Origin of the sequence: Solwaraspora sp. WMMD937 (genome assembly GCF_029581175.1) — a bacterium.
In the GTDB taxonomy this organism is placed as follows: domain Bacteria; phylum Actinomycetota; class Actinomycetes; order Mycobacteriales; family Micromonosporaceae; genus Micromonospora_E.
Map to the genome: position 1 here is coordinate 6,092,131 of NZ_CP120738.1, position 14,258 is coordinate 6,106,388.

Consider the following 14,258-nt stretch of genomic DNA (forward strand, 5'->3'; position numbering starts at 1 on the left):
GTGGCAGCTCGGTGGACCGTCGGCTACGCCGTAGGAAACGGGCGCGGCGGTCGCGGACTGAGCAGCCACGGGCACGCAGGAACCTGGCGCACCGGGTGCGCCACCGGCAAGGGTACGCCATGCCGGTGGCAACCCTCAAATCGACCCCGGTCAGGGACGGGTCCGGCGGCGGGTGCCCCCGCTGCGACGGACCCGCCGCCGACCGCCGGCGGCGTGGTCGGCCGCAGACGCGTCCGGGTCATCGTCGTCATCGGCGAGGTCGGGATCGTCCGCCCCGGCCAGGCGGACCGGTGCCGCGCCGTTGCCGTTCTCGACCACCGGGTCCACCTCGTAGCGGGACAGGTCGTAGCCCATCGTCTCGTCCTCGTCCTCCGCAGTCGGATCGACCAGCGGTTGCGCTGCCGCGACGGGAACTTTGATCACGCCGGTGGTGATCGGGGCAGCCTCGACCGGACCGGTCACCGCCGGCTCCCGTACCGCCGGCTGCGCCACCGCGGCGTCGGCGACGCCGGCGACCACCACCACGTCGGCCGGATCATCCGGCTGGTCCGCCCCGGCCGCAGCCGGTACCGCAGGGGTATCCGTGACGTCAGGCGCAGAGGTGACGTCAGGCGCCGGGGAGACGTCGTCCGCCGGTTGATTGGCCTTGCGGCCCCGGCGGCGACCGCCGCCGGGGGTCGCACCGCCCGTACCGCCCGTACCGCCACCGCTGGCCGGAGCTGCGGCGACCGCCTTCGCCCGGTCCCCGGCCCCGGTACCGCTCGACGAGCGCGGCTTCTCCGGCACCGGCTCGGTGTGGATGATCAGCCCGCGGCCCTTGCAACAGTCACAGGTCTCGCTGAACGCCTCCAGCAACCCGGCACCGATCCGCTTACGGGTCATCTGCACCAGACCCAGCGACGTGATCTCGGTGACCTGGTGCTTGGTGCGGTCCCGGCCCAGGCACTCGGTCAGCCGACGCAGCACCAGCTCCCGGTTCGACTCCAGCACCATGTCGATGAAGTCGATCACCACGATGCCGCCGATGTCGCGCAGCCGTAGCTGGCGGACGATCTCCTCGGCTGCCTCCAGGTTGTTACGGGTGACCGTCTCCTCCAGGTTTCCGCCAGCGCCGGTGTACTTGCCGGTGTTCACGTCGATGACGGTCATCGCCTCGGTCCGGTCGATCACCAGGTGACCACCGGACGGCAGGAACACCTTGCGGTCCAGGCCCTTGAGGATCTGCTCGTCGATGCGCCGCTCGGCGAACACGTCCGCCACCGCGGCGTGCCGGCGCAGCCGGGCCAGCAGGTCCGGCGAGACGTGCGCGAGGTAGGACTCCACCATCTCGTACGCGGTGTCGCCCTGCACGACCAGTTCGCGGAAGTCTTCGTTGAACAGGTCCCGGACCACCCTGATGACCAGGTCCGGCTCCTCGTAGAGCAGCGTCGGCGCGCCTCCGGAACCCGCCTTGGCCTGGATGTCCTCCCACTGTGCCTGCAGTCGCTTGACGTCGCGGGACAGCTCGTCCTCGCTGGCGCCTTCGGCCGCGGTCCGCACGATGACCCCGGCACCGTCAGGCACCAACTTCTTGAGGATGTCCCGGAGCCGCTTGCGTTCGGTGTCCGGCAGTTTGCGGCTGATCCCGGAAGCGTTGCCATTCGGCACGTACACCAGATGCCGGCCGGAGAGCGCGACGTGACTGGTGAGCCGAGCACCCTTGTGCCCGATCGGGTCCTTGGTGACCTGCACCAGCACCGAGTCACCGGAACGTAGCGCCTGTTCGATGGACCGGGACCGACCTTCCAGGCCGGTGGCGTCCCAGTTGACCTCACCGGCGTACAGCACCGCGTTGCGGCCACGCCCCACGTCGACGAAGGCGGCCTCCATGCTCGGCAGCACGTTCTGCACCTTGCCGAGGTAGACGTTGCCGGCCATGGTGCCCGACGAGGCCCGGGTGACGTAGTGCTCGACCAGGACGCCGTCCTCCAGCACGGCGATCTGGGTCCGGTCACCGCGCTGGCGCACCACCATGTCCCGGTCCACGGCCTCCCGCCGGGCCAGGAACTCCGACTCGCTGAGGATCGGCGGACGGGTCCGCCGCTGCTCACGGCCGTCCCGACGGCGCTGCCGCTTCGCTTCCAACCGGGTCGACCCAGTGACACCCTGCACCTCGTCGACGGTCTTGCGCGGTTCGCGGATCTTGACGACGGTCGGCACGCCGTCCTCGCCGCCGGACTCGGCGTCGCCCGAGCCACGGCGGCGCCGACGACGCCGCCGACGGGTCGTGGAGTCGCCGTCGCCGTCGGCGTCGTCGGCGGCGCCGCCGTCAGCGGACGCCTCGGTCTCGTCGCCGGCGTCGGCGGCGTCGTCCTCCTCCGCTCCGCCTTTGCCGCGACCCCGGCCACGGCGGCCACGGCGCCGACGGCGCCGGCCGGCCGGCGTGTCGTCGTCATCGTCGTCCGTGTCGGTGTCGGTGTCGGTGGTCGCCGCAGCGGGCTGCTCCTGCGGCGCCTCGGCTGCTTCGGTGACGGCCTCGGCCGTCGGCTCGCTGTCGGCGCTACGCCGGCCCCGCCGGCGGCGCCGCACCGGCTCGTCCTCGCCGGCCGCCTCGGCACCGTCGACGGCCCGGACAGCGTCCTCCGCTGCCGCCGGTTGACCGGCGTCGGTGGCGACCGGCGGGCTTTTCGGATCGGGCGCCATGAACAGTACGACCGGTGGGCCGGCTGCAGCTCTGCGGCGGCGCGACGGCGGCGCGGCGTCCGGCGCCGCAGCGGCGTCGTCGGTCGCCGGGCCGGGCTGGTCCACGGCGGCACCCGGTTCCGCGTCGGAGGCGGCGGTGGCCGCCCCGGACTTCGCCGACCGTCCGGTTGCCCGGGTCGGCGCCGGTTCGGTGGCCAGCGGCTCGGCAGCCGGGGATGGCTCGGCGGCCGGCGTCGCGGGACCGGCCGGCGGCGATGTGGCCAGTTGGGCAGCGGCTGCTCCCGGGGCGGGTTCACTCTCCTCGGCCGGCACCACGACGGCCGGCTCGGCAACCTTCTTCCGCCGGGTCCGAGTGGTCTTCTTGACGGCCGGCTCAGCCGGCTCCGCAGCGGAGTCGGCCGGGCCACCCGTACCGGTGGTGTCCGCTGCCGTCGAACGCCGACGGCGGGTCCGCGACGCCGCAGCCGGTTCACCGGTGGCTGGTGCCTGATCGGCCGAACCACCGGTCGCGGCATCGCCGCCAGCGGCCTCTGCCGGCTCGGCGGCCGCCGCTGCGGCCTTGCTGGTCCGCCGCCGTGTCGTACGGGCGGTTGTGGATCGGGTCACATCAGCGGTAGTGCCGGCCGGTTCGGTACCGGTCCGGTCCCCGCCCTCGGGCTCGTTTTCGAGCATTGGACGTTCTCCAGTTCTGGCCGCCCCGGGCGCGGGTGAGCGCTGCCACGCAGGGTTGCCGCAAAAAGTGATCCGGCGGACGCGCCGCTGAGCTTCCGGCCCGGTGGGGCGAAAGACCCGGAGGCAGACCGCCGAAGTCTGGCTTACTGAGCGCCGGCCGGAACACGGCTGGCGTTCACCGATGGCTGCCCAGCTCGATCCGCCTCCAACGGATCGACGATCTCCCCCTGCGCGGTCAGTGTTCCCTGCGCTAGCCGGGTCACTCGGGGCGGCACCGGCGGCTCCAGGTCGGCCATGACGCGCAGGCCGGAGAGGACGTCATCGGGTCGTACCGACGGGGTGACCTGCCGGACGACTAGGTCGAGTATCGCACACGGCACCGAGCTGACCTCGGAAGGTAGGCCGCTACCCGGACCGGCACCCGGTCCGTCGGTGTTGTCGACCTGGCCGGCGACCACGATCCGCACCACTGCGGCACGGGCGTCGAAGGTCCGTCGGCCCTGCTTGGTCAACCGCTCCACCAGCACCTCCTCGGCGGCGGCGAAAGTCGCCACCGCCCGGCCGGCCGATTCCGGATCGACCTCGGGCAGCTCGATTCGCCACCGCGACGCGTCGATCCGGTCGGCCAGGCTGCCGCCGGTCGCCTCGACCGCCTCCAGAACGTCGAGACCGGGCGACAGCGCGGCGTCGAGCGCCACCCGCAGCCGGTCGGGATCGACCTGCCGCTGCAGACCGATCTCCAAGTACTCGGCCTCGCTGGCGACACCGGTCGGGGCCGCGCTCGCGTAGGAGATCTTGGGGTGCGGGGTGAATCCCTGAGAGAAGGCGACCGGGACACCGCCCCGACGCAATGCCCGTTCGAACGCCCGGGCGAAGTCGCGGTGCGAGGTGAACCGCAGCGGACCGCGCTTGGCGTACCGGATCCGGATCCGTTGCACGACCGGTGCCTGGCCGCCTGCCGGTTGTGGCTTCCTGCTGATCGTGATGCTCCTCGGAAGGGGTAGGGAACGTCGTCATCCTCACCCGGATGGGTGCGGCGCGCCAGTCAGCCCGCCGTCGGGGTCCGCAGGCCGGTGTTGACCGGCGTCAGCGGCAGCAGCTTCTGCCCGGTCGGACCGATCTGGATCTCAGTATCCATTGACGGACAGACACCGCAGTCGAAACAGGGCGTCCACCGGCAGTCATCCTGCTCGTACTCGCCCAACGCGTCCTGCCAGTCCTGCCAGAGCCAGTCCTTGTCCAGCCCGGAGTCCAGGTGGTCCCAGGGCAGCACCTCGGTGGCGTCCCGGTCGCGGACCGTGTACCAGTCCAGGTCGATCCCGTACGCCGGCAGCGTGTCAGCGGCCGCGTCAACCCACCGCTGGTACGAGAAGTGCTCGCTCCAGCCGTCGAACCGGCCGCCGGACTCCCAGACCCGGCGGATCACCGCGCCGACCCGCCGGTCACCGCGCGACAGCAGCCCTTCGATCAGCGACGGCTCACCGTCGTGGTAGCGGTAGCCGATCGCCCGGCCGACCGACCGGTCGGCGTTGATCGCCTGTTTGAGCAGCCGCAGCCGGTTGTCGATCACCTCCGGGCGCTGCATGGACGCCCACTGGAACGGGGTGTGCGGTTTGGGGACGAACCCACCGATCGAGACGGTGCACCGGATGTCCTTGGAGCCGGTCGCCGCCCGGCCCGCCTTGATCACCTCGTGGGCGAGCCGGGCGATCTGCAGCACGTCGTCATCGGTCTCGGTGGGCAGCCCGCACATGAAGTAGAGCTTCACCTGACGCCAGCCGTTGGTGTACGCGGTCACCACCGTGCGGATCAGGTCCTCCTCCGAGACCATCTTGTTGATCACCCGGCGGATCCGCTCCGAGCCGCCCTCCGGAGCGAAGGTCAGCCCGGTACGCCGACCGTTGCGGGACAGCTCCTGCGCGAGCTCGATGTTGAACGCGTCGACCCGCGTCGACGGCAGCGACAGCGACACGTTGGTGCCCGCGTACTGCTCGGCCAGGCCGGAGCACATGTCGCCGATCTCCGAATGGTCGGCTGAGGACAGCGACAACAAACCGACCTCGTGGAAACCGGAGTACTCCAGTCCGTCGGCGACCATCTGGCCGACCGTGGTGATCGACCGCTCCCGCACCGGACGGGTGATCATGCCGGCCTGGCAGAACCGGCAGCCGCGCGTACAGCCGCGGAAGATCTCCACCGCGTAGCGTTCGTGGACCGTCTCGGCCAGCGGCACGATCGGCTTCTTCGGGTACGGCCAGGCGTCCAGGTCCATGGTGGTGCGCTTGTGCACCCGGAACGGCACATCCGCCCGGTTCGGCACCACCCGCTGGATCCGGCCGTCCGGCAGGTAGTCCACGTCGTAGAAGCGCGGCACGTAGATGCTCTCCGTACGGGCCAGCCGCAGCAGCAGCTCGTCGCGCCCGCCCGGCGATCCTTCGGCCTTCCACTGCCGGACGATGCCGGTGATCTCCAGGACGGCTTCCTCGCCGTCGCCGAGCACCGCCGCGTCGATGAAGTCGGCGATCGGCTCCGGGTTGAACGCGGCATGCCCACCGGCCAGCACCACCGGGTGTGAGTCGTCCCGGTCGGCGGCGGACAGCGGGATCCCGGCCAGGTCGATCGCGGTCAGCAGGTTCGTGTAGCCCAGCTCGGTGGCGAACGAGACACCGAAGACGTCGAAGTCGCCAACCGGCCGGTGCGCATCGACGGTGAACTGCGGCACTCCGTGCGCCCGCATCAGCCGTTCCAGGTCCGGCCAGACCGCGTAGGTCCGTTCGGCCAGCACGTCGGGCTGCTCGTTGAGCACCTCGTACAGGATCTGCACGCCCTGGTTCGGCAGGCCGACCTCATAGGCGTCCGGGTACATCAGCGCCCAACGCACCGTCGCGGCGTCCCAGTCCTTGGCCACCGCGCCGAGCTCGCCGCCGACGTACTGGATCGGCTTGCTGACCTGAGGCAGTAGCGGCTCCAACCGGGGCCAGACCGACCTGGCCGTGGGGCCACCCACGGTCGCCGTCGGGGCAGCGCCTGCCGGGACACCCATCAAACCTCCTCCAAACCGCACCGGACACCGGATCAACCACCCAGAGTACGCGGGCGGAGCGGGCGGGCTGGCCGCACGGTACTAACCTCGAACGGGTCCGAGAGGAGATGCATCTGCGATGCGGCAGCCGCAACCGGATGAAGGTCCGACCACGGACCAGCCGGCCGGGGCAGGCGGGTCCGACCCGGCCACGTCACCAGCCCCGTGGCGGGGCTCGGCAGCGGTGCCGCCCCCGCGGCCGCGCCAGCGCTGGTGGCAGCGGGACGCCCCCCGGACGGAGCAGCCACCACCCCGTGACCCCACCCTGCAGCTACCACCCGACGGGTTCACCGAGGACGATCCGGCGACCCGCACCCCGGTCGACCCGTGGGCCGCCGCCGACCCCTGGCCGGCCGGTCAGTCGACGGACCCACCCGCCGAATGGCCCGGTGCCGGGGCGACGACGCCGGAACCAATGGCCTTCCCCCCGCCGGTGTCCCCACCCGCGCCAGCCTCGCCCCCGAACCCGCCACCACCGGTCGCCGGCCCGTACCCGCCGAACCCGGTCCGGCTCCCGGCGACCCGACCGCCGGTCACCGGGCCACCGGTCACCGGGCCACCGGCGCCGACCGGAAAGGCGGCCCGTCGGCAGCGCCGACAACAACGCCGACGACGGCGGCGCTGGCCCTGGAAGACGACGCTGTTCACCCTGCTCACCGTCGCCTGCTGCTGTGGTTGCCCGGCCTACTACGGCAAGCCGCTGTGGGACCAGTACCCGGCGAACGCCGCGCTCCCCGGGCAGGTCGCCGACCTGCGGCTCAGCGACGACGGTTCCAGCCAGGAAACGGTCGCCCGGTTGGAAGGTGAGATGCGCACCGCCCATCTGCTGGCCGAGGACACCTTCGCCGGGGTGTACCGGGACGGCAACGGCAAGCTCGTGGTGCTGTACGGCATCACCGGCTTCCGGATGACGCCCGGCAGCGACCTGGACAGCGAGGTCGGCCGGATCAGCGACGTGTACCAGATGGATGCCGTCGAGACATTCGAGACTGGCACCCGGGGCACCCACCTGACCTGCGGAACCGGCGTCTCCGACGGCGACGACGTGGTGGTCTGCGCCTGGGCCGACCACGGCAGCCTCGGCACCGCGCTGTTCACCCGCCGGTCGGTCGAGGAGAGCGCGACGTTGACCGGGCAACTACGCGCCCAGGTGATCAGCCGGGAGTGACCCGGAGCGGCTCAGCCGGCGGCGTCGCCGTTACCGTTGCCCGGCTGGCCGTCGCCGGTCCTGGCCCCGCCGGCGGTCCGCGGTGGCGCGTACCGGGGCACGTACTCCTGGCCGGTGAGCTGCTGAATCTCGCTCATCACCTCATCGGTGATCCGGCGCATCTCGGAGCGGTCATCGCCGCGCCCGGTGAAGTCGAGCGGCTTGCCGAACCGGACCGTGACGGTGCCCCGGCTCAGCTTCGGCCAGAGCGACCCGATCGGCTGGATCTGCGCGGTGCCGACGAACCCGACCGGGACGACCGGCACCCCGGCGGCCAGCGCCAGCCGGGCCACCCCGGTCCGGCCCCGGTACAGCCGCCCGTCCGGCGAGCGGGTGCCCTCCGGGAAGACGGCCACCTGCCGGCCGGCCCGCAGCAGCGGGATCGCGCCGTCGAAGGCGCTCAGCGCCGCCCGCCCGCCGCCGCGTTCCACCCGGATCGCGCCGAGCCCGGTCACCAGGCCCTTGGTCAGCAGCCCACGGAATCCGGTGCCGTCGAAGTACTCGGCCTTGGCCCAGAACGCCACGTGCCGGGGCAGCACCGCGCCGAGGAAGTACTCGTCGGCGACGGACAGGTGGTTCGCGGCCAGGATCACCCCGCCGGTGGTGGGGACGTTCTCCCGCCCTTCCACCTTGGGTCGCCAGCCCAGCAGCAACGCTGGTCCGACAGTGACTTTGCCGATCGAATACAGCGGCGGCACGGATCCTCCGGCGACGGGACAGGCATGGGTGGGTCGGACAGACACGGTAGCGGACGGGATCCCGCCCGGACCGGTCAGACCCGCTGCACCCGCACCGACACCGGCTCACCGTCGCCCACCTCACCGGCGAATCCACCCGCCGGACCGGCGGCCGACGCCCCGGACGGGTCGAACGTCACCTCGTCGGCGAGCACCTCACCGGCGACGAAATCCTGGTACGCCCGTACTGCCGCCGCCACCTCCGCCCCGGCGACCACCGTGACCCGGACCCGGTCGGTGATCCGCAGATCCGCCTCCCGCCGGGCCTGCTGGATCACCCGGACCAGGTCCCGGGCCAGCCCTTCGGCGGCCAGCTCCGGCGTGACGGTGGTGTCCAGCACCACCACCCCCTGCCCGGCCGGCAACGGTGCGGAATGCTCCGGGTCGGCGGCGACCAGCTTCAACTCGTACTCCCCGTCGGCCAGCCGGACCCCGGCGGCGACCGGCGCGCCGTCGTCGCCAAGCGCCCAGTCGCCGGACTTCACCGCCCGGATCACCGCCTGTACCTGGCCGCCGACCCGGGGGCCGAGCACCCGGGGCACCACGGTCAGCACCTGCTGGCAGTGGTCGGCAACGGCGTCGGTGAACTCCACCGACTTGACATTGACCTCGTCGGCGACCAGGTCGGCGAACGGCCGCAGTTGTGGCGCGGCGGCGCTGGCCACGGTCAGCGCCGGCAACGGCAGCCGGACCCGCAGATTGCGGGCCTTGCGCAGCGACAGCCCGGCCGAGCAGACCTCGCGGACCGCGTCCATCGACGCGACCAGGTCGTGGTCGGCGGGGAACTCGCCGGCGGCCGGCCAGTCGGTCAGGTGCACCGACCGTTCACCGGTCAGCCCGCGCCAGATCTCCTCGCTGGTCAACGGTGCCAACGGCGCCACCACCCGGGTGAGCGTCTCCAGCACGGTGTAGAGGGTGTCGAACGCGTCGGTGTCGCCGGACCAGAACCGGTCCCGGGACCGGCGGACGTACCAGTTGGTCAACGCGTCGAGGTAGGTACGCACGCTGGCGCAGGCACCGGAGATGTCGTAGCCGTCCATCTGCCGGGTGGCCTCGTCGACCAGTTCACCGGTCTTGGCCAGCACGTACCGGTCGAGCAGGTGGGTGCTGTCGGTACGCCGGGTCGCGGTGTAGCCGTCCGCGTTGGCGTACAACGCGAAGAAGTACCAGACGTTCCACAGCGGCAGCAGCACCTGCCGGACGGCGTCGCGGACGCCGCTCTCCACCACCGCCATGTCGCCGCCGCGCAGCACCGGCGAGGCCATCAGCATCCAGCGCATCGCGTCCGAGCCGTAGGTGTCGAACACCTCGTACACGTCCGGGTAGTTACGCAGGCTCTTGCTCATCTTGCGCCCGTCGGCGCCGAGCAGGATGCCGTGGCTGACGCAGTTGCGGAACGCCGGCCGGTCGAACAACGCGGTGGCCAGCACGTGCATGGTGTAGAACCAGCCACGGGTCTGCCCGATGTACTCGACGATGAAGTCGCCCGGATAGTGGTGCTCGAACCACTCACGGTTCTCGAACGGGTAGTGCACCTGGGCGAACGGCATCGACCCGGACTCGAACCAGCAGTCGAGCACCTCCGGCACCCGGCGCATCGTGGACCGTCCGGTCGGGTCGTCCGGGTTGGGCCGGGTCAGCTCGTCGATGCCGGGCCGGTGCAGGTCGGCCGGGCGTACGCCGAAGTCGCGTTCCAACTCGTCGAGCGAGCCGTACACATCGACCCGTGGGTAGGCCGGGTCGTCCGAGCGCCACACCGGGATCGGCGAGCCCCAGAACCGGTTCCGGCTGATCGACCAGTCCCGCGCTCCGGCCAGCCACTTGCCGAACGAGCCGTCCTTGACGTGCGCCGGCGTCCAGGAGATCTGCTGGTTCAGCTCCACCATCCGATCCCGGAAGGTGGACACGGCCACGAACCACGACGACACCGCCTTGTAGACCAACGGCGTGTCACAGCGCCAGCAGTGCGGGTACGAGTGGGTGTAGGTGTCGTGGCGCAGCAGCAGACCCCGGTCGCGCAGCTCACGGATGATCGGCTTGTTGGTGTCGAAGACCTGCTCCCCCGCGTACGGCGGGACCAGGGCGGTGAACCGGGTGTGGTCGTCGACGGTGACGATCGTCGGGATGCCGGCGGCGTTGCAGGTGTTCTGGTCGTCCTCACCGAACGCCGGGGCCATGTGCACCACCCCGGTGCCGTCCTCGGTGGTGACGAAGTCTGCGCCGAGGACCTGGTAGGCGTTCGGGCCGGCCTGGTCGACCAGGTAGTCGAACAGCGGGGTGTAGCGGCGTCCGACCAGGTCGGCGCCGCGGACCGTGCCGACCCGCTCGAACCCGTCCAGTTCCTTGGCGTACGCCTCGACCCGTGCCGCCCCGAGCAGGTACCGCTGCCCGTCGCGCCGCAGCACCGCGTACTCGATGTCCGGGCCGACGGCGAGGGCCAGGTTCGACGGCAGCGTCCACGGCGTGGTGGTCCACACCCCGATCCGTTCCGTCTCACCGCCGGGCTGCGCCGGCGCCAGCTCGAACCAGACGGTGACGGTCGGGTCCTGCCGGTCCCGGTAGACATCGTCCATCCGGGTCTCGGTGTTGCTCAGCGGCGTCTCGCACCGCCAGCAGTAGGCCAGCACCCGGAAACCCTCGTAGACCAGCCCCTTGTCGTACAGGGCCTTGAAGGCCCACATGACGCTCTCCATGTAGTCCAGGTCGAGCGTCTTGTAGTCGTTGACGAAGTCGACCCAGCGGGCCTGCCGGGTGACGTAACGCTCCCAGTCCTGCGTGTAGGTCAGCACCGAGCTGCGGCAGACGTCGTTGAAACGCTCCATGCCCAGCTCGACGATCTCCGCCTTGGTGGAGATGCCGAGCTGGCGTTCGGCTTCGACCTCGGCGGGCAGCCCGTGGCAGTCCCAGCCGAAGCGGCGCTCGACCCGCCGGCCGCGCATCGTCTGGTAGCGCGGCACCACGTCCTTGACGTAGCCGGTGAACAGGTGGCCGTAGTGCGGCAGGCCGTTGGCGAACGGCGGGCCGTCGTAGAAAACGTACTCGTTGGCGCCGTCCGGGCCCGGGTCGCGCTGGCCGACGCTGGCTTCGAAGGTCTTGTCCGCCGTCCAGTAGTCCAGGACGCGGCGCTCCACCTCGGGCAGGTCCGGACTGGCCGGCACGCCGGTGGCGGCGGGGTCGGTCATCGGGTACGCCATGGTGGTGCCCTCTCCTCGCGCAGCTCACTGTCTCGTGGTCTGCGAGGACGAACCCGCCGGGCGGTCGCCGGCTGCTGCCGGACGTCGCCACGGTGGGCCGCGGTACCACCTCGCTTGGCGGTCGCCGAGGTGCACGACCGCCCGCTCATCGGCCGGCTGTGACGGGCCGGACCCGTCCGGTTCTACTGGGGCCGCCGCTGCCGGGCAGTCGTGGCCGGTTCTTCCGGAGGCTCACCGGTGATGGCCGGGTCGTCGCCTTTGGGTTGCCTTCGGTTCCGAGCGTATCCCACCCGTCGAGCCGGTTTCCGTCCGCCCGCCACTTCCGGTCTCAGCGGGCGGGTGGGGCCGGCAGGGTGGTCGACCAGAGCGAACGGCCGTCCCGGTCGCGCAGGTGCACGGTGAACGCCCGGGACCCGCCGTCGACGAACACCTCGCCGTAGTGCTGGAAGCCCTCGGCCGGCGACGTGTTGGCCCGCGGCGGGGCGTTGACGAACACCGCCTCCGGGCCGAACGTACCGTCGAGGGTGTTCGGGCCGAACGCCCCGGCGTGCGCCGGGCCGGAGACGAACTCCCAGAACGGGGTGAAGTCGGCCACCGCGGCCCGCGCCGGGTCGTAGTGATGGGCGGCGGTGTAGTGCACGTCGGCGGTGAGGAAGACGATGCCGGTGACGCCGGCCCGGTGCGCCGCGCCGAGGATCTCGGCGAACTCCAGCTCCCGCCCGGCCGGTGCGCCGCCGTCGCCCTGGGCGATCCCTTCCTGGGCCCCGCCACCGTCCGGCACGATCAGGCCGAGCGGCAGGTCGTTGGCGATCACCTTCCAGGTGGCCGTCGACCGGGTGAGCTCGCGGATCAGCCACTGCCGTTGCTGGGTGCCGAGCAGGCCACGATGCGGGTCGGCGTAGGTGTTGCCGTCGTTGGGGTCCTTGTAGGTGCGCATGTCGAGGACGAACACGTCCAGCAGCGGCCCGTAGCGGACCACCCGGTACAGCGGCCCGTCGTCCGGGGTCGGCAGCCACTCGTGAAACGCCTGCCGGGACCGGGCGGCCAGCACGTCGACCCGGGTCTCGGTGTAACGCGCGTCAGTGAGGATCTCGCCCGGGTACCAGTTGTTGGTCACCTCGTGGTCGTCCCACTGGTTGAGTTGCGGCACCTCGGCGGCGAACGCCCGCAGCTGCGCGTCGAGCAGGTTGTAGGCGAACTGGCCACGGAACTCGGTGAGCGTCTCGGCGACCTTGGACTTCTCCGGGGTCACCAGGTTGCGCCACACCCGCCCGTCCGGCAGGGTGACCGTCTCGGCGAGCGGGTTGTCGGCGTACACCGTGTCACCGCTGCACAGGAAGAAGTCCGGCCGGCCACGCCGCATCGCCTCGAAGATCCGCATCCCGCCGAAGTCGTCGCTGATCCCCCAGCCCTGACCGGCGATGTCCCCGGTCCAGACGAACCGCACGTCGTCGACCCGCCCGCCGAGACCGCCGCCCGGCCGGCCCCGGTGGGGTCCGTGGTGGCCACCGGCGCGGGGTGCGGTGCGCAGCGAACCGGTCAGCGGTTCGCTGACCAGGCCGGGACGGTGCAGGCTCTCCACCCGCACCCGGTAGTGCAGCCGCTCGCCGGCGGGCAGGCCACGCAGCCGCACCTTGCCGGTGTAGTCGCCCCGGCCGTCGAGCACCGGGCCGCGTACCCGTCGGGCGTCGCGCAGGTCGGGCCGGCGGCCGACCTCGACGATCAGCCGGCCGACGCGGTCGGCGCGGGTCCAGACGACGGCCTCGCCGGGGCCGACCACGCCGCTCTGCACACCGTGGGTGAGCACCGGACGGCCGGTGGGGTGCCAGGCCGGTGTGATGGGCCGGCCCGCAGCTGCGGGCCCGCTGGCGGCCGCGCCGGCCTCGCCGATCAGCGCGCCGCCGGCGAGCCCGGCACCGCCGGCCAGTCCGGCCCGCAGCAGGGTACGGCGGTCGAATGGGTTCATCGAAATCCTCCTGGTAAGTACGGCGTTCCCAAGAGGTCTATCGATCAAATGTGGCGAGCTCCACCGGATCAGGTGACCAGCACACGAACCGGCCGATAACCCGCAGCTGATCGACCGGGATCAGCCCAGGTCGGGGAACCAGAGCTTGATCTCGCGGGCCGCGCTCTCCGGGGAGTCCGAGGCGTGCACCAGGTTCTCCCGGTTGGACAGCGCCAGGTCGCCGCGAATGGTGCCGGCTGCCGCCTTGCGCCCGTCGGTGGTGCCGATCAGCGCACGCACCACCTCGATCGCCTGGTCACCGGCGAGCACCAGGGCGACCAGCGGCCCACTGGTCATGAACTCCTTGAGCGGCGGGTAGAACGGCTTGTCCACATGGTCGGCGTAGTGCGCGCCGGCCAACTCCTCGTCCATCCGGCGCGACTGCAGGGTGACCAGGTGCAGTCCCTTACGCTCGAACCGGCCGAGAATCTCGCCGACCAAGCCGCGCCGGACCGCGTCCGGCTTGATCAACACGAGGGTACGTTCGACATCGGTGGGGCTGGACACGCTGGCTCCTTATCGACGGACCGGCACCGCTCCCCTGCGAAGCGATCCGGTACGGACTGGCGCTGCCAGCCTAGTGGGTCCACGCCGCCCCGCGCGTCATGATGGAGGGCCAGGGGACGGACGAGGTCCGGCGGCTACCGACGCCACCGGTCGCGGCTCTTCCATCCTCGCC

The 14,258-nt window shown here is 71.7% G+C and carries 8 protein-coding genes; 1 reads left to right on the forward strand and 7 read right to left on the reverse strand.

Annotated features, from left to right (window positions below; all coding sequences use genetic code 11):
- Positions 1 to 150: 150 nt before the first annotated feature.
- The 3 genes from O7621_RS26945 to O7621_RS26955 form a co-directional block, all read right to left on the reverse strand.
- Positions 151 to 3,354, reverse strand: a complete 3,204-nt coding sequence (locus tag O7621_RS26945) for an Rne/Rng family ribonuclease (RefSeq protein WP_282231800.1) — start codon at positions 3,352 to 3,354, stop codon at positions 151 to 153.
- 143 nt (positions 3,355 to 3,497) lie between these two features.
- Entirely contained in the window at positions 3,498 to 4,292 is a 795-nt protein-coding gene (locus O7621_RS26950) for a TIGR03936 family radical SAM-associated protein (protein WP_282231801.1), read from the reverse strand.
- Between the two features lie 107 nt (positions 4,293 to 4,399).
- Positions 4,400 to 6,397, reverse strand: coding sequence for a TIGR03960 family B12-binding radical SAM protein (locus O7621_RS26955; protein WP_282231802.1), 1,998 nt, complete (start codon positions 6,395 to 6,397; stop codon positions 4,400 to 4,402).
- Positions 6,398 to 6,515: 118 nt separating this feature from the next.
- On the opposite strand from O7621_RS26955, the gene O7621_RS26960 reads away from it, so the two are divergent.
- On the forward strand, positions 6,516 to 7,604 hold the full coding sequence (locus O7621_RS26960; protein WP_282231803.1) for a hypothetical protein: 1,089 nt from the start codon (positions 6,516 to 6,518) through the stop codon (positions 7,602 to 7,604).
- Between the two features lie 11 nt (positions 7,605 to 7,615).
- Here the strand turns inward: O7621_RS26960 and O7621_RS26965 are convergent, their stop codons facing one another.
- From O7621_RS26965 to ndk, 4 genes are all read right to left on the reverse strand, one after another.
- Complete coding sequence (locus O7621_RS26965; protein WP_282231804.1) at positions 7,616 to 8,341, reverse strand: lysophospholipid acyltransferase family protein; 726 nt, start codon at positions 8,339 to 8,341, stop codon at positions 7,616 to 7,618.
- Positions 8,342 to 8,415: 74 nt separating this feature from the next.
- Complete coding sequence (ileS, locus tag O7621_RS26970; protein ID WP_282231805.1) at positions 8,416 to 11,574, reverse strand: isoleucine--tRNA ligase; 3,159 nt, start codon at positions 11,572 to 11,574, stop codon at positions 8,416 to 8,418.
- A 328-nt stretch (positions 11,575 to 11,902) separates the two neighbouring features.
- A complete protein-coding gene (locus O7621_RS26975; protein WP_282231806.1) occupies positions 11,903 to 13,540 on the reverse strand; it encodes an alkaline phosphatase D family protein in 1,638 nt (545 codons plus the stop codon).
- A 120-nt stretch (positions 13,541 to 13,660) separates the two neighbouring features.
- On the reverse strand, positions 13,661 to 14,086 hold the full coding sequence (gene ndk, locus O7621_RS26980) for a nucleoside-diphosphate kinase (protein WP_278170707.1): 426 nt from the start codon (positions 14,084 to 14,086) through the stop codon (positions 13,661 to 13,663).
- Positions 14,087 to 14,258: the final 172 nt, after the last annotated feature.

What these genes read in the sequence shown, in the direction of transcription:
- O7621_RS26945 (WP_282231800.1), bottom strand. Translation starts at nt 3,354, where the DNA reads ATGCTCGAAAACGAGCCCGAGGGCGGGGACCGGACCGGTACCGAACCG.
- O7621_RS26955 (WP_282231802.1), bottom strand. Translation starts at nt 6,397, where the DNA reads ATGGGTGTCCCGGCAGGCGCTGCCCCGACGGCGACCGTGGGTGGCCCC.
- O7621_RS26960 (WP_282231803.1), top strand. Translation starts at nt 6,516, where the DNA reads ATGCGGCAGCCGCAACCGGATGAAGGTCCGACCACGGACCAGCCGGCC.
- ileS (WP_282231805.1), bottom strand. Translation starts at nt 11,574, where the DNA reads ATGGCGTACCCGATGACCGACCCCGCCGCCACCGGCGTGCCGGCCAGT.
- O7621_RS26975 (WP_282231806.1), bottom strand. Translation starts at nt 13,540, where the DNA reads ATGAACCCATTCGACCGCCGTACCCTGCTGCGGGCCGGACTGGCCGGC.